Source organism: Romboutsia hominis, from assembly GCF_900002575.1.
Taxonomy (GTDB): Bacteria; Bacillota; Clostridia; order Peptostreptococcales; family Peptostreptococcaceae; genus Romboutsia_C; species Romboutsia_C hominis.
Window position 1 is genome coordinate 2,697,569 of the sequence record NZ_LN650648.1, and the last position, 21,120, is coordinate 2,718,688.

Genomic DNA, 21,120 nt, shown 5'->3' on the forward strand with positions numbered 1-21,120 from the left:
TTATACCTCCCTTGCATCTTCTAACTCAAAATAGAACATGTAAACATCTTCAAATCTTGGTTCTGTTAGTTTTGTATTTTCATATGATGGCGCTTTATCACTTATTATTCTTAGTTGAGTATCTTCAACACCACGATTTATACTTACTACTTTGTAGTTTCTTTGAATCTCATTTACTTCACTTTCATTTTTTGTAGTTATTGTATATACTTTACCTTTCATGTCTTCTAAAATTTCTCTATGAGTTCCTTTTAGAAGTAATTTACCATCTTTTATCATAATAGTTTCTTTAGCTACTGACTCTATATCAGAAATTATATGAGTTGAAAGTATTACTATTGTTTCCGTTCCTATATTTGATAATAAATTTCTAAATCTAGTTCTCTCCTGAGGGTCAAGACCTGCTGTTGGTTCATCTAATATTAATATCTTAGGGTTATTCAGTAATGCCTGTGCTATACCAACTCTTCTTTTCATTCCTCCAGAAAACTTAGACACATTCTTATTTCTTACTTCATAAAGACCTACTAATTTTAATAACTCATCTACTTTTTTCTTAGCTTCACTATTATTCATTCCTTTAAGCGCCGCCATGTACATTAAAAACTCTCTCGCTTTAAAGTTTTTATATGCATCAAAATCTTGTGGTAAATATCCAACTAAAGCTCTATATTCATCATCTAAAGATACTATATCTTTTTCGTTATATAATATTTTCCCGCTACTTGGTGTTGTTATAGTTGCTAATTGTTTCATTAAAGTTGATTTACCAGCTCCATTAGGACCTAATAAACCATATACTCCACTATTTAAAGTTAAACTTATATTTTCATTTGCATTTTTATGTTTATATGTTTTAGTTAAATTTACAATTTCTAATTTATTCATTTTTACTTCCTCCATATTTTTATTTATCTATTTAGTACTTTCTTAAATACGTAAACATTTAGTAGTATCCCAGATACAATTATTAATCCTAATGTACTTAAACAAGTTATAACTAAGTCAAAATTCATTGAAAATAATTTAATTTGACCCATATATGCAGTAGGTATAAAACTATTTTTTGAAAGTATATCTATAAAACTACATTGGTGTATTATCAGCATTAATTCATAAGGTAAAAATTTAAAAAATACCAGTATTTTTCCCATAGCTATAAATAAAATCGAACAAGATATAGATTGTATCGAGTTTTTCGTTATAAATGAAAATAAAGCTGAGAATATTGATATAGCTATAAATACTAAAGATATTACCCCTATTTCAGAGGCTATATATTGAACAATACTCATTTCTCTAACTAAACTTGCTATATTAGATATCCTATATGCTTGTAAGCCTCCATTTACAGGAGCCCCATATTGAATATATGTTGCTATAAAAGTTGCAATTAAATAAATTGCATAAACAATAATTGGTAAAATTATTGATATTAAAAGCTTTGAATTTAAAGCTTTATATTTGTTTTTAGATGATAAGATTATAGTATCTACATTTGATAATCTTTCATCTGTATATAAATTTGAAGAAAGTGTAACTATTATAGCTACGATAAGTAGTGTAGCTAAAGGAAAAGTTGCTCTATTTTCAAATACTTGATAGAATGTTACATCTTTATATTTTTCACCATTATCTTTACTTAGCTTTTCTTTTGACATTTTGCTAATTTGCTTTTCATTTTCATCTTTTAAACCATGAGTATTTTTATTAGCAATCGATTTTATCTCATTTACTTTATTGTCCAATTTTTCCTGTGCTATTACATCTCCTGGCCTTTTGTCTACTATATATTCATTTTTACTTTCATCGAAATATTCATTTTCAGTTTCTAACATAGGCTTTACAAATCCAATTTGTATAAATAAAAGTCCCATAAGTATAAGTGCTATTATTGAGGTTTTATTTTTAACTATTTTTTTTAATTCCCATCTTAACATGTTTGTTCTCCTCTCTTGTGATTACAAATTTATTATATATATCTAGATTTACACCATCATAAACTTAATCTTAAATAAACCTTACAATTCAAATTTTTCTTATTTAATATAAATTATCTGGCAAAATAAATAAGAGCAAAGCTATTTTTTGCATAACTTTGCTCTTATTTATATATTTTTTTAATTATTGTTATTTACTAAATCAACTATTTTTTGTCCTTGTTTTAGTAATTCATTATAATCATTTTCTTCTTTTATCTGATTTATTTTATCTTCTGTAATATCTTTATCTGAGATGTTAAAGTATTTCTTTAGTATTTTATATTGAGTTTCTCCATTTTTATCTTTACGATCTTCTATGCCTTTTTTCCAATTTATATCTATTTTATCCATTACCAACCCTAAAGCAGATCCCGTTTCATACTTCATTGATCTTTCTAAATAAGATGGCGATTCTGCTTGACCATTTGCAATATAATCATATGCCTGCATAAATGTAACATAGTATGGACTTTCTTTTTTTGCAAGTACAGTTAACTTTCCTCCTGTTAAATCACTATATTTATATTCAATGTATCTTGCAGTTCCTTCTATTGCTTCTGTGTTTGTTTCTACTACTAACTGTGGCCATTTTTTATATCTATAAGCACGTACAGTTGTCCATTGTTTTAGGTACTTCTTAACTTCTTCTTTGTTATTAGTTTCCATGCATTTATCTAAAAGCTTAAATTCTAATCCCATTAAAGCATAGTTTTCTTTATTTACTGGATAATTTTCTATATACTCTCCATCACCTTTATCATATGTCCAATCTTTTTGCTTATATGTATGGAATGATTCATGTAATAAAAATGAAGTAAAATCAAAATATAATTCTGGATTTTCTATCATTTTAGGGTGATATTTAAAATAAAAAATACTTTTACCATTAATATCTACAGTACCAAAATTTGAAGGCGCCCAGGTTGAAATCAGACTTATATCAAACTTACTTATTCTATAAACTTCTGGTAGATTTAAAGATTTAGGCATATTAATTTTCCTTGCAAGAAAGCTTTTTTCAATTCCTTTTACGTTAACCGCATAGGCATACTTTCTTATAATCCCTTTATCTTTATTAGTTCTTATTAGAATTATAGGCTCCTTATTTAATTTATATTTATTGTTCCATAATTTTTCACCATTTTCATTAAATTGTTTATATATACTTGATAACTGTACAAACATTTCTTTATCTACAGAATCAAATTCTTCATATTTAGTCTTATATACTTTATTTAATACAATGTTACTTAATATAGTTAATACTAACAAAACTATAATAGTTGAGATTATTATAAGTGCTTTACTAGGTTTTTTCTTCATTAATGGTTTATTTCTCCTTTTGTAATTTCTTCTAAAAATCATTTTTTCATAATAAATTTTTAATATGTATACTTTATTTTTCACATATGTTTATTCATTATATATAAATAAATTTAAATTTCTGTAAAATTAATCTTAAATAAACCTTACAATTCTTATTTTTCTTAATTAATATATAAAATATACTTTAAATAAAAAAAACGAACTCAATTGAGTTCGTTTTTTACTTCTATCTCATAGCTCTCATTGCATTTAATACTGCTATTAATGCAACACCAACATCTGCAAATATAGCTTCCCACATAGTAGCAACTCCACCTGCTCCTAATATTAAAACTATAGCTTTTACAGCTAATGCAAATATTATATTTTGCCATACTATCTTATTAGTTTTGTTTGCTATTTCTATTGCTTTAGAAATTTTGCTTGGTTCATCTGTCATTAAAACTACATCGGCAGCTTCTATAGCAGCATCTGAACCTAATCCTCCCATAGCTATACCTATATCAGCTCTAGCTAAAACTGGAGCGTCGTTTATTCCATCTCCAACAAATATAACTTTTTCTTTTTCTGATTTTCCTTCATATATTTTTTCTAGCTTATCTACTTTTTCATTAGGAAGTAGATTTGAGTATACTTTATCTACTCCAAGCTCTTTTGCTATAGCTGTAGCTACTTTTTCATTATCACCAGTTAACATTACAACATCTTTTATTCCTAATAATTTTAGATTTTTTATAGCTTTTTTACTATCTTCTTTTACTTCATCTGATATTACTATATATCCTCTATATATTTGATTGACAGCTATATAAACTACTGTTCCAACTTCTTTAGCTTTAGAATAGAATATATTCTCTTTTTTCATTAATTTTTCGTTACCTGCTAAAATAAGTTCATTATTGTAATTTATTTTTATTCCATAAGCTGCTATTTCTTCATAACTAGTTATTTTGTCTAAATCTACTTTTTTATCATAGTAACTTAATATTGATTTTGCTATTGGATGATTAGAGTTTGCCTCTGCAAAAGCAGCGTACTCTAATAATTTTTCTTCAGATATTCCAACTGCATTAACCTTAGTTACATTAAATACACCTTTTGTAAGTGTTCCTGTCTTATCAAACACAACTGTGTCAACATTTCTAAGTGCTTCTAAATAGTTACTTCCTTTTATTAATATACCATTTTTAGATGCAAATCCTATTCCACTAAAGAAACTAAGTGGTATAGATAAAACTAATGCACATGGACAAGATACTACTAAAAATACTAAACCTCTATATAGCCACTCACTAAATGTAGCTCCTGGTATTATAATTGGAGGTACAACTGCTACTAAAACAGCTCCTATAACTACTGCTGGTGTATAATATTTTGAGAACTTAGTTATAAAGTTTTCAGTTTTAGATTTTTTGCTACTTGCATTTTCAACTAAATCTAATATTTTAGAAACTGTTGATTCTTCAAATCCTTTTGTAACTTCTATAGTTAATAAGGCATTTTTATTTATAAATCCTGATAATACAGATTCTCCTTTTGATACTTCTCTTAATACAGATTCTCCTGTAAGTGCAGATGTATCTACCATTGAGTATCCATCTATAACTACACCATCTAGTGGAACTTTTTCTCCTGGTTTTACAACTATTACATCGCCTATTTTAACTTCTTCAGGAGAAACTACTTTAAGTTCTGATCCTTCTTTTAAGTTTGCATAATCTGGTCTTATCTTCATAAGTGATGTTATAGATCTTCTTGATTTTCCTACTGCTATACCTTGTAAGAATTCTCCTAATTGATAGAAAAGCATAACTCCTACTGCTTCTGGTAATTCACCAATTGCTAATGCTCCAATTGTTGCAATAGACATTAAGAAGTTTTCATCAAACACTTGACCTCTTATAGCATTTTTTAGTGCTTTTAATAAAACTTCTCCACCTACTATTACATATGCTATTATAAACATCGCATCTGCAAGTTTACTTTCAAATCCAGTTGCAATTTGATATATTCCAAATATATATACTAATGACCCTATTACTAACTTTATTATATCTTTTTTATTTATATCATTCTTTTCTTCTTTAACTTCTGATTTTTTAACATTACCATTTTCATTTTTTATTTGTATGTCTAAACCTGGTTCTGTTGCATTTACTATTCCTACTATTTTATTTATAGTCTCTTTTTCATCAAAAGATTTTCTTATATTTACTGTAAGTTTTTTGTTTATAAAATTTAAATTTGAAGAATCTATTTCTTCTAACTTAGATACTTTTTCATTTATTACTTCTGCACAATGAGCACAATTTAATCCACCTAATATTAATTCCCTTTTAATGACTTTAGAATTTGAAACTATTTCTATATCTAATCCTGGTTCTGTGTCATTTATTATCTTTATAGCCTTTTCTATAATTTCTTCCTCATTTACACCTTCTTGTATGTTTAATACAAGCTTTTTATTTATAAAGTTTAGATTTGATGATTCTACACCCTCTAGTTTAGATACTTTTTCATTTATTACTTCTGCACAATGAGCGCAGTTTAATCCACCTAGAATCAGCTCTTTTCTAATTATGCTACTAGCATCCATAACCCAATCCTCCTATCGTTTATATGTTTCTTGTATATGACATAAACCACAATCAAATATCTTACTTATGTGACAATCATCTAAAGAATAATAAACTACTTTTCCTTCTTTTCTAAATTTAACTAGCCTAGCTTGCTTTAGTACCCTTAGCTGATGAGATATTGCAGAATGAGTCATTCCTAATAAACTTGCAATATCACATACACACATTTCATTTGAAAATAATGCATATAAAATTTTTACTCTTGTTGTATCTCCAAATACCTTAAATAACTCTGCTAAGTCATAAAGCATCTCTTCTTCTGGCATTGATGTCTGAGCTCTTTTTACTATATCTTCATGAACCTCCTCGCAATTGCACGAGTTTAATTTTTCATTTATATTTTTACTCATATCTTAATTCCTCCAAATTAATAACAATATATGAATAATTGTTCATATATATAATTATATGCCCATGTCCAAATTTTTGCAACTAATATTAACTATTTTTTTATAAAATGCACATAATAGCATTTTTAGTAATATATATATTATTAAAGTGAATTGTTATTTAGTAAGTAATACTTTAGGAGGGATGATTTACTATGAGTTTTGATAATTTCTCACACAAACAAAATGGCGATATGGATCCTAATTATATATACCCTACACCTTATATAGATCCTATGATGTATGTTAATCCTTATTATAATCAACGCCCAATGGACTACGGTAATTCTGGGTACTATATGACTTATATGAATCCTTATATCAATTATCCTGTGATGGATAATCAATATGCAATGTTAGATAATGATTTCTATTTTGATGATATGGATATGGAAACTATGTATATGGATCAAGATATGAATATGATGCCTCAGATGCCGGGTAACATGCCTATGATGCCTAATATGATGGGTAGTATGCCTATGATGCCCCAGATGATGGGTTGTATGCCTATGATGCCTAATATGATGATGCCTATGATACCAGGCATGATGTATAATCCTTATATGATGATGGGTATGATGCCTCAAATAAACATGGAAGAATTTGATGAGGAAGAAATGTAAATTTTTTTAATTTAATTGTTATAAAATTTTAAAACTTGTCCAAAATAATAATGTATTCCTCATAATATTCCCCCAATATTATAAATACAGAATAAAGCCACTGACAGTTAAGTCGTGGCTTTATTTTTTATCAATAATTTACTATTCTAAGAAATAATCAAAGTCATCTGCACCAGATTCTACGAAATCATAAAGTACATTTTCCTCAAAATACATTTCTTCTTTAATCTCTATATAGTCAGAATAATTACATTGAAGTAATTTGTTTATATATTTTTTATCTCTATTATTGTAAGTTCCTACAAAAAACTCATTACCTATTTGATAATAAATAGCTTTTATGTCATTACTTATAAGGTACACTTCTTTTGCTACATGATGGTTATCAAAATTAAATCTAGTGAAGAATGTCCCCTCTTCCATATCACTTCTTAATAAAAATGGATTATCTATATAAAACTTTTCTATAAACTCTTCCTTATTTTTCAAGCTATAAATGCTTACAAACTCTTCTTTTGATATTTCATCAAAAACTTCAAAGTCAAAAATTCCTTCTTTATCTCCTACTAAAATAGAGTTTATCTTAAATCCATTTTCTTCTTTTGATATACTAAAAGCTATTCTACATATATAATATCCATCACTATCTTCGTAAAGTGCTTCGCTTATATACCTTTCATTACCTTTTGGTATTACTTTATTTTTTAGAAGTGTTCCATTTATATTTGTAATATGCATATTACTTATTTCTTCACTTCCTGAGAAATATCTTAAGCTTTCTCTATCCCATGCTATAAATCTCATAGTCATATAATTTATAAATTCTACTTCATCAGTAATTTTCTTGCAAATTTTAGGATATATGTCTTCAAGTTTTAATTTTGGTTCATAATTTTCTATAATATCTATATACTCTTTTACCTCTCCTGGTAATGGTTTTTCATAGTAAGAATTTTTATTTCCATAGTAATTAACTAGAAATAAAGCTTCTTCTTCTGATATATCTATTCTATCAGCTCCCAATCCACCCATTAACCTTTCTTCTTCTCTATGAGATTCTTCTATAGTAGGATTTTTTAAGCTTACATAGTCTGCTAACCCAAGTCCTTCTGAATCTAACAAAAAGTATTGATATATCTTATCATTTTTTTCTTGCCATATTATTAAAAGTCCCATACTTCCCATTAATCTAGAATTGGTTACCTTTGCATATTTGAATTTCACAAAATCACTTCCTTATTGGAGATATTTATTTAATAAATTTTTTTAATATCAATATAATTTCTTATTAATACATATGTTATAAATAACATATAATCTCATAAGATATTTTACAATTAGATTTTAACTATTAACTATAAATTATAATATAAAATAATAAAATCTACCAAAAAAAATTTAAATTTATTTTGTATAAGTTCACAACTTAAATAAATTTTGTAATATAATAAAATAAATGTTTAATAGAGGTGATATTAATGAGAAATATAGCAGCTTTTTTTGATATAGATGGTACTCTATATAGAGACTCTCTTATGGTTGAACATTTTAAAAAGCTCATTAAGTATGACATAATAGATCAAAAAGCATGGTACGATAATGCAAGAGATGCTTTTATGAATTGGGATAAAAGACAAGGTAATTATGATGATTATCTAGATGATGTTTGTAATTTATATGTAGAATCTCTAATTGGACTTGATAAAAATTATATTGATTTTACTAGTGACCAAGTTATAAAGCTTAAATCAGATAGAGTGTATAAATACACTCGTTCAAGAATAAAATGGCACTTAGAAAATAATCACATAGTAATATTTATATCTGGTAGTCCTGATTTCTTAGTTGGAAAAATGGCTGAAAAATATAATGTTACTGATTTTATAGGAAGTAATTATGTTTTTGAAAATGGAACGTTCAATGGCACAGTAATTCCTATGTGGGACTCTAAAAGTAAGAACACTGCTATTGATGACTTCGTAAAAAAATATAATATAGACTTATCTATTTCTTATGCTTACGGAGATACAAATGGTGATATTAATATGTTAAGAAGAGTTGGCAACCCTATAGCTATAAATCCAACTAAAGAACTTCTAAATCATATAGCAAAAGATCCTGTTATATCTAATGCTGCTAAAATAGTAGTCGAAAGAAAAGATATAATATATTCACTTTCTCCGAATGTAGATATCCTTAGTATATAACATAAATTTAATTATCGAATTTAGATAATTTTCAATAATAAATATTTGAAAAGTCCTTGATATAATAATTCTTGGACTTTTTAACTTATTAAAGGAGGTTAATATGAATTCTAAAGAAAATAATTCAAGTAAAAACTTAGAAGATTCTATAGAAAAGCTTAGTAAAAACTTATATCTTGAATCACCTGACTTGTGGATTGAGTTTTCAGGAAAAGTAAATGATAATATTTTCGATGAAATGGTGCTGTTCTTTGCTATTAAATATAATTATAAATCAATAGTAGAACATGCTATAAGCAATAACCTTATAGACCTAAATGCACCTTCTAGAAATAATGATTATCCTAATATAAAAGAACATCTTATTTTCATAGCAAAACAAAATAAGTCTTTAGATATACTTAACTATCTTGAAGCTTCTTCATCTTGTAATAATATTGATAAAGATACAATAGTGAAAAAAATAGACGATTCTACATCTAATTCAAATGCCAATAAAGGAAATAAATATTTTCCTAGATATCTTTGTGATCATTGTAATCACAATATTTTTGAATCTGGGTATAGAGTTTCTGAGTCTATAGAGTATAAATATTCATTAGAAAATGATAAACCCATAGAAGTTTCTAGAAAACTATCTAACTTAGTAGTGTGCTGCAATTGTAATAAAGATCTTAAGGATATATCTATTGAGAGCTTAAATGAATTATGTTCTATACAAAATTGTACGAATTGTGGTTCAAATTTAACTGTAGTTGGAATCACAGATAAGTCTAAAATGTCATTTGATAATAATCTAGGTAAATTTTCTAATATATCTAAGTCTTATCACTGTTCTAAGTGTGACTCAAAAATTAGTGAAAAGCAAAGAGAATTTTTTAATATAGTTAGATAGAAACTAATTGTATTCTATGAAGTATTCTCGCTAAATTTATATAATAAAATTTATAAAATAAGGAGCATCTTTAGATTGATATAATCATTCTAAGATGCTCCTTTTTATAAATTTATATATTTTTTAATATTTTTTTAAGCTTATTATTGTAATACTCTATAAACAAACTATAAATATGGTCATATACTAAAAATGTGACTTCAAAAAACACTATTGTAAAAATATTTATAGGTATATATACAAATTCTTTTATTATAAAAAACACAATGCCTATTGAAATATTGGCAAATACTAATTTTAATATATATTCAATGTATATTGATCTATCTTGTTCTATTATATATTTGAATAGTCCATACAATCCAAAAGTAAATATATATAAAATCCATTGAAACTTATTAGCCATAACAAAAAAGCTTAGTGTAAACACTCCTAAATAAAATACAACTCCCCTTTTAGGACCAAACTCCATTATAATTATAGAAATTACTAGTGAGGCAATTCCCATTAAAAATAATGTATTTATAGGTATTATATTTATAAGCATTAATAAAATTATGTTTATTGCTAATAAAACTCCTCCTAAAGCTATTTTTTTACTCATATTAATACCCTTAGAAGCAATCTACCAAGTCACCACCACAGCACTCACAACAAGAATCTAAACACCATAGCTTCATACAATCTTCACAACAATCATCTCCACAACAGCAACAACAATCATCACAGCAACAACAACAGCAACCGTCTAGGTCTGAACGTCTTCTTCTGTTGTATCTATATGATCTATCTCTATAATCATCTCTGTAGAAGTTGTATTGTTTTAAAGCTTTTTCATATTCAGGATTACCAGGTTCTATGGCATTAGCTTTTTTTATACATTCTTCACCTTCTTCATAGTATCCTATATTCATAGCAGATACTCCATTTAGGTAATACCAATTTGCACATCTATCTTTCATTTTATTTAATAGCTCATGTGCCTTTTCAAAATCTTTGTTATTCATTAACTTAATTATGGGGCTAAACATTTCATTATTATAAGTATTACTGTACATTTACTTCACACCCTTTTTCTAATATATTTTGGTATCTAAGATATACTCCTGAATACACTATATTTTCTATTATTCCTCTATTTATCTTTATATCCAAATTATCTATACTATTAGACAACATTCCTAAAGACATGCTTATAAGTTTATCTACTCTTGTTTTTAGTTCATCTTTTTTATTTATATATTCTATAAATGGATTGTACCTACCTTTTTTGTAGTCTTTTTCTAAATCTTCATAAGCATCAAGTATATATATATACTTACCTACATTAAATCCAATTCTTCTTAAATCATCCTCGAACTCATCTTCTTTATACGCAAAAATCTCTGCCATAAGATTTCCAAAAGTATTCGATACCATATCTATATTAGTATTATTTTCTTTTTCTAATTTATATAAATGATCTAGCTGAGATTTTATTATATCAGCTTTCTTGGGATATTTTTCATAAGCTAATTTAAGCTTTTTCTTATATATACTATATGCTAATTTATCTTTTATACCATTATCATCTCTTAAATTATCTTCTAATTTATAATATGTCAGAAGCACATTCATACTTGCTGCATACTCTGTAATTTCATTTGTTATTTTCTTTTTCTTTTTGAATGGATTTACTATACATCCTTCTTCTATAACCAAAGACTTAGGTCTATATACTGAAGTTAAAACCAATATTAAAAATGTTATATCATAATTTAGAGATAGTCTTGATATCTCTCCATGATTATCTTTTAGATATTTGCATAACCCACAGTAATATCCTCTATAATGCTCATATTCTCTAAATGTTAGGTCCATTTTATTAACTTTTACATAACCAAACATATTTTTATCCTCTCTAATAGTTTATTTAATTTACTTTTAGATATTTATAATTTCTACATATATATCTTCAAATTTTATTAATTCATTATCTATTATATTTAAAACTTCCTCGTTAGAATCTATATATAATTTTACCATAGTAGTAGGTAGCTTAAACCTTTTTGGCCCTACTGATCCCGGATTTATATATATTGTATTTCTTTCTTTAGTTATAGATAATTTATGGGAATGACCATATATAACGATATCAAAATCCTGATTCTTTAAGTCTATATCTTTATCTTTTATATTATGTATTAAATATATTTTTTTACCTAATACATTTAATATTTCTTTTTCCTTGATATCTAAACTTTCTATATCTTTATCGCAATTACCTCTTACTGCCTTTACTTTAGCTATATTTTCTAAATCTCTGAGTAATTTTATATTTCCTATATCACCTGCATGAATTATAAGATTACAATTTTTTAAGTTAGCTAACACTTCTTTTCTCAAAAGTCCATGTGTATCTGATATAACTCCAACAATCATTATATTATCTCCTATGTATTTATATCTTATATAATAAACCTTTTTTGTATATTTTAAAATAAGCTAGCAGAAATTATCTACTAGCTTACTCTAGATTATTATTTGATAATATTTGTATCTAAATACTCATAATATAAATTTATTTGTATCACCAAAAGTATCTTCAATTGTAACTACATCTAGCCCTTTATATTCCTTAAATAACCACTTTATGTCCTTCATAGCTTGATTTACTTGATTGCTGCTTAAGTTATTTATAAAATACTCTTTTCTCATATCCTTATAACTATTATCTGTTAAAAAGTTCCTTATTACTGTAAATGCGAGTACATTTGGTACACTACTTTCTGAACCTTTTTTGTGGCCTTTTTTTCTTGTATACATTCTCATTTTATACTCCTCCAAGATATATTAATCTTAGTTAAAGTATATATATCTTTGACTTTATGTATTACTATACTTTTATTTTTCTTTGCTTATTATATCTATAAATATATCTGTAATCTTAGGATCAAATTGGGTACCTCTACAATACATCATTTCTTTTATAGCATCTTCTTTATTTTTTACTATATTATATCCTCTATCATTAGTCATAGCATCATAAGAATCTACTATATTTACTATTCTAGCCATAATAGGAATTTCTTCTCCTCTAAGGCCCAGTGGATACCCTTTACCATCATATCTTTCATGATGTGCGAGAATACCTATAGCAACATGTGATAGTTCACTTGATGTTTGAAGTATTCTGTACCCTTTTTCTGTATGAGATTTTATTATATTAAATTCATCTTCAGTTAATTTTCCTTTTTTTAAGAGTATCTCTTCACTGATACCTATTTTTCCTATATCATGTAACTTTGTTACTAATTCTAGTTCATCTAATTGAGCAGTTGTAAATCCTAACCTTTTTCCTATTTTGATTGCATAATTTGTTAGTCTTTGAGTATGTTGTTCAGTTTCTAAATTTTTTTCTTGAAGAGATTTATTTAATGAAAATATTATGGAATTTCTTACACTTTTAGAATTTAAAAGCTTTTGTCTATATAACTTTTCTTCTGCTTCTTGGAGATTTGTATAAATATCTTCACCTAAACAATTTTTTATAGATGATCCTAAAGAAATACTCATGTCAATAAGATTAAAGTCACCTTTTTCACATTCATCAATTATTTTAGATATCGCTTCTTCACATTTTTGTTCATCACAATTTGGTATAAGTATAACAAATTCATCGCCACCCCACCTAAATATGAAGTCTTCCTCTCTAGTTACACTTTTTAATATCTTAGCCATTTCCTTTAATAATCTATCTCCTTCAAGATGACCAAATGTATCATTTATAACTTTTAAACCATTAACATCTCCCATTATAACTCCTATAGGAAGATGTTCGATATTATTTAATTCTTCTTTTTTCTCCTCAAAACAAGCTCTATTGTATACCCCTGTTAAACTATCTGTAAAGCTAAGTTTCATTAGTTTTTCTTTTAGTTCTGTTTTTTCAGTAACATCACTAGATATACCTACTATTCCCCATACTTGACCTTGTTCATCTATCACAGGTACTTTTATAGTTTCTTCTATTATTTCTCTACCATCTTGACCGTTGATTCTTCGCTCGACCACTTTCATCTTTTTACTTTCTATTATTGCTTTATCTTCTTCCATAAATCCCCTAGCTACTTCTTCAGATACAGTTTGTGTTTCAATATCATTCTTTCCTATCATACTTCCTATTCCTAGTGCATCATAATGTTCTTTCCATTTTTTGTTATACCCTATATATTTACTGTCTCTATCTTTATAGAAAATGTATTGTGGCAATGTATCTATTATTGTTCTTAATATATTTTCTCTCTCTTCTAATTTACTTTGTTCTTCCTTTAAAGGTGTTATATCTATTAACATACCCATTACACCTATTATTTCTTCGTATTCATTTATATAAGGAGTAACATAACACTGACTAAATTTACCATTTATGCACACTTCAAAATTCTTAGGCTCTTTAGTCATAATTACAGACTTAAAATCTTCATTACATATATCATTGTTGCTACACTCTAAACATTTGTTATTTATTACACTTATATCTTCATTATTTCTAAAGTTGTATATATGTTTAAATGCCTTGTTCGTGGCAATTAATTTTCCATCTAAATTTTTTATCCATATTGGAAATGGTATATTATCCATTATTATATTATTACTAGTTTGTGTATCTTCTTTCTCGGTTTTTAATAACATTACCCCTCTCCCCCTGCTTATTACTACCTAAATAATATTATAAAATAATGATTTTTATATTTCTACATATATTAAATATATTAGATCATAAAAATATTTTATATTATATATATTTCCTTACTCCATTTATACCAAACATGTTATCACTTATTGCTTATTTAAAAATGGGTATTCTTAATTGTTTTTATACTAAATTTTATGAATAAAAATATTATATCCTTAATAGTATTAATTAAAGGTAAACAAGCCTAAGATTATTATCAATATAAGGGGGATACTATGTTAAATGTATTTGTTAGGGATTTAAATGAAAAAACTAAATCTATAAGAAGTAAAGGCTATATTCCAGGTGTTATATATGGAAACAAATTAGATAAAAGCATACCTATTTCAGTATATAAAACAGATTTCACTAGATTAATAGATTCTAAGAATCATGATGGTTATATTCAACTAAATCTAAATAACAAAGTATACAATTGCATTATTACAGATGTTCAAGTAGATAGTGTAAAAGATTTGTTCTTACATATAGACTTTAAAGAGATGAAATAAAATATAAAAAAGGAGAGTAAAACTCTCCTTTTTTATATTTTAACATTCGTGTCTGTTAACCATCATTCTTTTAAATTTAAATGTTCAATCATATTTACTATGACTACATTATTTGCTCTAAATTTGAATTTTTATACTTAAATGACTTGTGATTTTTATATTTCTCAATTGTTAAAATCATACCTAGTATAGTTAACGTAATTAGTTCAGCTAAAGGTAATGATAAGAAAACTCCTCTAACACCTATTATTGGAGGTAAAATCATTGTTAATATAAACTGAAACAAAAATCCCCTTCCTATTGACAATATGTTAGCATATATATTTTTTCCTATTGCTTGATAATATCCACTCATCGCAAATATGATACCTATAACAGGGCTTCCTAAACAATATATTAATATTTCGCTATATGCAAATTCTATATTTTCACTACTTATTCCAAATATTTGTATAAGTTCTCTTCCAAATGAGTTAATGCCTATATATACTAATGTTCCACCTATTGCACATACCCCAATAGTTATATATAGTAATTGTCTCATTCTTTTTATTTTGTTCGCTCCATAATGATACCCTATAAGAGGTTGTAGACCTTGTGATATACCCATGCAAGTATTAACTAAGAAGCAATTAATATAAGTTGCAACTGTATATATAGCAACATCTACTGTATTTCCATATAAGTACATTGTTTTATTTTGAACAAATAATATTATTCCATATGATAACTGTATTGCAAAACTTACAAATCCTATTTTAAGTATTTCTTTTAATATACTTACATCTATTTTTAAATACTCTTTCTTAATCTTTATATTAGCGTTCCCTTTTACAAAGTAGTATAATGATACAACTGTTGATATAAATATACTGGCGCTAGTTGCCATAGCAGCACCCTTAACCCCATATCCAAGTTTCATAACAAATACCCAGTCTAATATAATATTACAAATAGCACCTATTCCTATCATCATCATTGATAACTGTGGTCTACCATCTGCTCTTACTATTGGATTTAACGCTGTTGAAAACAAATATGGTATGGTTATTAAGTAAATTACACTATAATAATCTCTTGCATTTTCTATAGTATCTTTTTCTGCACCTAGCATCTTAAGTATCGGTTCTCTAAACATAAACCCTAAAATCATAATTATAGCGCCTATTAATACTATGGATGTTACAGATATTCCTAAACACTTTTGAGCACTTTCTTTATCTTGTTTTCCAATATATATGGCAATTATGCTACTTGACCCAATCCCTATCATAAGACCAGTTCCAACTATAACAGTTACAGCTGGCCAGACTATATTAACACTTGCAAGACCTACTTCTCCCACTCCTTGACCTACAAATATACCATCTACCATAGTGTAGATAGTATTTAGTACAACGCCAATAACAGATGCAATTACAAATTTTGCCCATACTTTATGTATTGGCACATTTAGAACTTGTTCTATTTTCATCTCCTTATTTTTATCCCCCTTTAATTTCACTATAAATAGCTACAGATAAGGCTATTTATAGTCTATTTCTATAGCTTTAACATTTTTTAATTTTCAATTTCCCTTGCATAATTATAGCACCTTGTTATATAGATTTATAGAATATTTTCAAACTGTAATAATTTTATTTTTAACTAATATTAACATGGTGTTTATATATGGTTTTACAAATTTAAAATAAATTATTTATTAATTTATTTTAATTTCTATATCTGATCACATTTAAACTAATTCAGCAATTCATTATACTATGTATATTTACTTTGTATAATTCAACCATTTTAATTCAAATAAAAATAGACTATTTAAAAGCTTAGATAGTCTATTTTCTATATTTTATTTAAAGTAATTTACTCCACTTTCAAATATTCTTTGTTCTTTTTCTCCTAATATATTTTTCATTACATGGTTGCCAACTCTTTCAGAGTGACCCATCTTACCAAGTATTCTTCCATCAGCACTAGTTATTCCTTCTACTGCATAGAATGAGCCATTTGGATTAAACTCTATATCATAAGTAGGATTGTTATCAAAATCTACATATTGAGTAGCTATTTGCCCATTAGCTATTAGTTCTTTCATAACTTCTTCACTAGCTACAAATTTACCTTCTCCATGAGATATTGCTATACTATGAATATCTCCTATCTCTGTTCCTGATAGCCAAGGCGACTTGTTTGATGCTATTCTTGTTCTTACCACTTTAGCTTGATGCCTTCCTATATCATTGTAAGTAAGTGTTGGTGCATCTACTGATGTATCCCTTATTTCTCCATATGGCACTAATCCAAGTTTTATAAGAGCTTGGAATCCATTACATATTCCTAGCATTAATCCATCTTGTTTAGTTAAAAATTCATTTACAGCTTCTTTTACTCTCTCATTTCTAAATACTGTAGCTATAAATTTACCAGAACCGTCTGGTTCATCACCTGCACTAAATCCTCCAGGTAACATTATTATCTGAGACTTTCGTATTTCTTTTACTATAGTATCTATAGATTCTTCTATGTCTTTATATGTTAAGTTCCTAAATACTTCTATATTTGCCTTTGCTCCAGCTTTTTCAAATGCCCTAGCTGAATCATATTCACAGTTTGTTCCCGGGAATGTAGGTATAAATACCCTTGGCTTAGCAACTGCTATAGAAGATTTTTTATATTTATCTTGAGAAGCAAAACTTATAGTCTCTACTTTACCTTTTATTTCTACTGATTTTGTTGGGAATATAGACTCTAAAGTATTACAATGAGCTTTGTATAATTCATCTAAACATATTTCTTCATTTTCAATAAATATTTTTTCTTCTTCTATTGTAGTACCTAGGACTATATAATTATATCCTTCTAATATACTTAAATCATTTTGAGATAATTCGAAAATTATATTTCCATACCCTGTTTCAAATAGGTTCGTAACTCCTTGTTCAAATTTAAATCCTATTTTATTACCAAATGCCATCTTACTTATAGCTTCACTTATTCCACCATCTCCTAGTGCATATGTTGATAAGACCTGCTTATTGTGTATAAGTTCTGTTACTTTATTTAAATTTTTCTTTAGTAAATCAAAGTTAACCACACCATTTTCTAGTTTATCTGTGCATAACATAACAACTTGTGAATTACTTTTCTTAAACTCTGAAGATACTACCTTTTCTGCATCCACAGTATCAACAGCAAATGATACTAATGTTGGTGGAACATTTATATCTTTAAATGTCCCAGACATACTGTCTTTTCCTCCTATTGCAGGTATTTCTAGTCTATTTTGAGCATAATATGCACCTAAAAGTGCTGCAAATGGCTTACCCCATTTAGTTGGGTTATCCCCAAGCTTTTCGAAATATTCTTGTAAAGTAAGCCTAATCGAACTATAGTTACCCCCAATAGCCACAACTTTACACACAGATTCTACTACTGCATATAGTGCTCCATGGAATGGACTCCATTTTCCTATCTTTGGATTATATCCATAAGTCATTATAGTCGATGTATTAGTTTCTCCACCAAGTACAGGTATTTTTGCTACCATACCTTGAGCTGGTGTTGCTTGATACTTTCCTCCAAATGGCATTAATACTGTATTTGAACCTATTGTGTTATCAAATCTTTCAACTAATCCTTTTTGTGAGCATACATTTAAATCTGATAATACATTTATAAATCTTTCTTTTATACTTATATCTTCATCTACTACTAATTCACAAGCTTCTTCATTTCTTATACTTCTAAAGTATGGCTTTTCTTCATCTACCTTATCTACATGTACTTTTGTAGTCTGTTTAACCCCATTAGTTTCTAGGAAGTTTCTACTTATATTTACTATCGCTTTGTCATTCCAGAACATTCTCATATATCCACTGTCTGTAACTGTAGCTACATGAGTAGCCTCTAAATTTTCTTTTCTTGCTAATTCTATAAATTTTTCTTTATTTTTAGATTCAACAACTACTGCCATACGTTCTTGAGACTCTGATATAGCTATTTCAGTACCGTCAAGTCCATCATATTTTTTAGGAACTAAATTTAAATTAATATCTATGCTATCTGCAACCTCTCCTATAGCAACGCAAACTCCGCCAGCTCCAAAGTCGTTACATCTTTTTATCATTTGAGCTACTTCTTTGTTTCTGAAGAATCTTTGTATTTTTCTTTCATTTGGAGCATCTCCTTTTTGAACTTCAGCACTACAAGTAGTTAAAGATTTTTCACTATGCTCTTTAGATGAGCCCGTTGCTCCTCCACATCCATCTCTTCCTGTTTTTCCTCCAAGAAGTATTACTATATCTCCACTTTTTGGAGTTTCTCTAATTACATTTTCCTTTGGAACTGCTGCTATAACTGCACCTATTTCCATTCTTTTAGCAACAAAGTCCTCATCATAGACTTCAGCAACTTGGCCTGTTGTTAATCCTATTTGGTTACCATAGGAACTATATCCATGAGCTGCATCACGAGTTATTTTTCTTTGCATAAGCTTTCCAGGTAGTGTATTTTCTAAGGTTGTTCTAGGGTCTGCACTTCCTGTAACACGCATTGCTTGATATACATAGCTTCTTCCTGATAATGGGTCTCTTATTGCTCCACCTAAGCATGTAGCTGATCCACCAAAAGGCTCTATCTCTGTTGGATGATTGTGTGTTTCGTTTTTAAACATTACTAAGTATGGTTCGACTTTACCATCTATCTCAACATCTACGTTTATGCTACAAGCATTTATTTCTTCACTTACATCTAAATCTTCTAACTTACCATCTTTTCTTAATTCTTTCATAGCTATTGTCGCTATATCCATTAGACATACATCTTTTTGTCTATCTACATAAACCTTATTTCTTGAATTAAGATACATATCATAAGCTTCTTTTACTATATCTGTATATTTACCATCTTCTATTTTTACATCTTCTATTTCTGTCATAAAAGTAGTATGTCTACAATGATCTGACCAATATGTATCTAGTACTTTTATTTCCGTTATGGTTGGATTTCTTTTTTCTGTATCTCTAAAATAATTTTGTATATGTTCTAAATCACCTAATGTCATTGCTAATCCATTACTATTTAAAAACTCTTTTAGTCCATCTATTGTTAATTCTATAAATCCATTTAGCACTTCTACTTCTATGGGTATTTCACTTTCTATTTTTAATGACTCTGGCTTTTCTAATGATGCCTCTCTACTATCTACAGGATTTATACAATATTCTTTTATTCTATTAAAATTTTCATCACTTATATTTCCACTAAATATATATACTTTAGCTGTATTTATAGTTGGTCTTATTCCTTGATTGACTATTTGAATACATTGACTTGCCCAATCCCCTCTTTGGTCATACTGCCCTGGCAAATATTCTATAGCAAATATTCTTTCCTTTGTTTCATCACTATTTGTAACATCTAATGTTTCATGATAAACAATATCTAAATTTGGCTCTGAGAATACTGTTTGAGCTACTTTTTTATATACTTCATAATCTATTCCTTCTATATCATATCTATTTAAAATTCTTATACTTTCTATTCCCTTTATATGTAAGCTTTCTATTAAATCCTTTTTTAAAGCTTTAGCTTCAAGATCGAATCCTGGCCTTTTTTCTACAAATATTCTTCTAACACTTGACTCTAAACTTATAGTATCTAACATATCTTATCTCCCTTTTATAAAATTAGATTTTTACTACATTGATTAATTCATTAATACATTATTTAAATCTTATTTGTTCTTAAAATTTAAGTAACCTGTCAACGAATTAGTTTTTAAAGCTACCATGTATTCAAATATAAAACCTCTAATTAAAAAATCTAA

Annotated in this window: 18 protein-coding genes; 4 read left to right on the forward strand and 14 right to left on the reverse strand. The window is 27.3% G+C overall.

Going from position 1 to position 21,120, the window contains the following annotated elements:
- The 5 genes from FRIFI_RS13045 to FRIFI_RS13065 form a co-directional block, all read right to left on the reverse strand.
- Positions 1–888 (reverse strand): ABC transporter ATP-binding protein, encoded by an 888-nt coding sequence (locus FRIFI_RS13045; protein ID WP_092922114.1) that lies wholly within the window; start codon positions 886–888, stop codon positions 1–3.
- A gap of 23 nt (positions 889–911) precedes the next feature.
- Positions 912–1,940: a hypothetical protein gene (locus FRIFI_RS13050; RefSeq protein ID WP_166506068.1), complete on the reverse strand. Its 1,029-nt coding sequence runs from the start codon at positions 1,938–1,940 to the stop codon at positions 912–914.
- A gap of 180 nt (positions 1,941–2,120) precedes the next feature.
- Positions 2,121–3,305 (reverse strand): hypothetical protein, encoded by a 1,185-nt coding sequence (locus tag FRIFI_RS13055; protein WP_166506069.1) that lies wholly within the window; start codon positions 3,303–3,305, stop codon positions 2,121–2,123.
- Between the two features lie 229 nt (positions 3,306–3,534).
- The gene (locus FRIFI_RS13060) at positions 3,535–5,904 is read right to left on the reverse strand and encodes a heavy metal translocating P-type ATPase (protein ID WP_176579622.1); all 2,370 of its coding nucleotides are present in this window, start codon (positions 5,902–5,904) and stop codon (positions 3,535–3,537) included.
- A gap of 12 nt (positions 5,905–5,916) precedes the next feature.
- Positions 5,917–6,297 (reverse strand): ArsR/SmtB family transcription factor, encoded by a 381-nt coding sequence (locus tag FRIFI_RS13065; protein ID WP_207733588.1) that lies wholly within the window; start codon positions 6,295–6,297, stop codon positions 5,917–5,919.
- A 194-nt stretch (positions 6,298–6,491) separates the two neighbouring features.
- On the opposite strand from FRIFI_RS13065, the gene FRIFI_RS15045 reads away from it, so the two are divergent.
- Positions 6,492–6,962: a hypothetical protein gene (locus tag FRIFI_RS15045; RefSeq protein ID WP_176579623.1), complete on the forward strand. Its 471-nt coding sequence runs from the start codon at positions 6,492–6,494 to the stop codon at positions 6,960–6,962.
- Positions 6,963–7,103: 141 nt separating this feature from the next.
- Here FRIFI_RS15045 and FRIFI_RS13075 read toward each other — a convergent pair whose 3' ends face one another.
- Positions 7,104–8,186, reverse strand: a complete 1,083-nt coding sequence (locus FRIFI_RS13075; protein WP_166506070.1) for a hypothetical protein — start codon at positions 8,184–8,186, stop codon at positions 7,104–7,106.
- A gap of 254 nt (positions 8,187–8,440) precedes the next feature.
- Here FRIFI_RS13075 and FRIFI_RS13080 point away from each other — a divergent pair, with 254 nt between their 5' ends.
- Both FRIFI_RS13080 and FRIFI_RS13085 read left to right on the forward strand, forming a co-directional pair.
- Positions 8,441–9,169 carry an HAD family hydrolase gene (locus FRIFI_RS13080; RefSeq protein WP_092922100.1) on the forward strand — a complete coding sequence of 243 codons (729 nt, stop codon included), beginning with the start codon at positions 8,441–8,443 and terminating at the stop codon, positions 9,167–9,169.
- A gap of 103 nt (positions 9,170–9,272) precedes the next feature.
- Positions 9,273–10,064 (forward strand): hypothetical protein, encoded by a 792-nt coding sequence (locus FRIFI_RS13085; RefSeq protein ID WP_092922097.1) that lies wholly within the window; start codon positions 9,273–9,275, stop codon positions 10,062–10,064.
- A gap of 112 nt (positions 10,065–10,176) precedes the next feature.
- Here FRIFI_RS13085 and FRIFI_RS13090 read toward each other — a convergent pair whose 3' ends face one another.
- From FRIFI_RS13090 to FRIFI_RS13115, 6 genes are all read right to left on the reverse strand, one after another.
- Positions 10,177–10,668, reverse strand: a complete 492-nt coding sequence (locus tag FRIFI_RS13090; RefSeq protein WP_166506071.1) for a hypothetical protein — start codon at positions 10,666–10,668, stop codon at positions 10,177–10,179.
- A gap of 10 nt (positions 10,669–10,678) precedes the next feature.
- Positions 10,679–11,122, reverse strand: coding sequence for a tetratricopeptide repeat protein (locus tag FRIFI_RS13095; RefSeq protein ID WP_166506072.1), 444 nt, complete (start codon positions 11,120–11,122; stop codon positions 10,679–10,681).
- Complete coding sequence (locus FRIFI_RS13100) at positions 11,112–11,951, reverse strand: DUF5685 family protein (protein ID WP_092922088.1); 840 nt, start codon at positions 11,949–11,951, stop codon at positions 11,112–11,114. Before FRIFI_RS13100 ends, FRIFI_RS13095 begins: the two co-directional genes overlap by 11 nt.
- A gap of 36 nt (positions 11,952–11,987) precedes the next feature.
- The gene (locus tag FRIFI_RS13105; RefSeq protein WP_166506073.1) at positions 11,988–12,485 is read right to left on the reverse strand and encodes a metallophosphoesterase family protein; all 498 of its coding nucleotides are present in this window, start codon (positions 12,483–12,485) and stop codon (positions 11,988–11,990) included.
- 126 nt (positions 12,486–12,611) lie between these two features.
- Positions 12,612–12,875, reverse strand: coding sequence for a hypothetical protein (locus tag FRIFI_RS13110; RefSeq protein WP_092922082.1), 264 nt, complete (start codon positions 12,873–12,875; stop codon positions 12,612–12,614).
- Between the two features lie 72 nt (positions 12,876–12,947).
- Positions 12,948–14,738 carry an HD domain-containing phosphohydrolase gene (locus FRIFI_RS13115; RefSeq protein WP_240275503.1) on the reverse strand — a complete coding sequence of 597 codons (1,791 nt, stop codon included), beginning with the start codon at positions 14,736–14,738 and terminating at the stop codon, positions 12,948–12,950.
- Between the two features lie 279 nt (positions 14,739–15,017).
- Between FRIFI_RS13115 and FRIFI_RS13120 the strand changes: the two genes are divergently transcribed.
- The gene (locus FRIFI_RS13120) at positions 15,018–15,293 is read left to right on the forward strand and encodes a hypothetical protein (protein ID WP_092922079.1); all 276 of its coding nucleotides are present in this window, start codon (positions 15,018–15,020) and stop codon (positions 15,291–15,293) included.
- A 103-nt stretch (positions 15,294–15,396) separates the two neighbouring features.
- Here FRIFI_RS13120 and FRIFI_RS13125 read toward each other — a convergent pair whose 3' ends face one another.
- Entirely contained in the window at positions 15,397–16,767 is a 1,371-nt protein-coding gene (locus tag FRIFI_RS13125) for an MATE family efflux transporter (RefSeq protein WP_166506074.1), read from the reverse strand.
- Positions 16,768–17,142: 375 nt separating this feature from the next.
- Entirely contained in the window at positions 17,143–20,958 is a 3,816-nt protein-coding gene (locus tag FRIFI_RS13130; RefSeq protein WP_166506075.1) for a phosphoribosylformylglycinamidine synthase, read from the reverse strand.
- Positions 20,959–21,120: the final 162 nt, after the last annotated feature.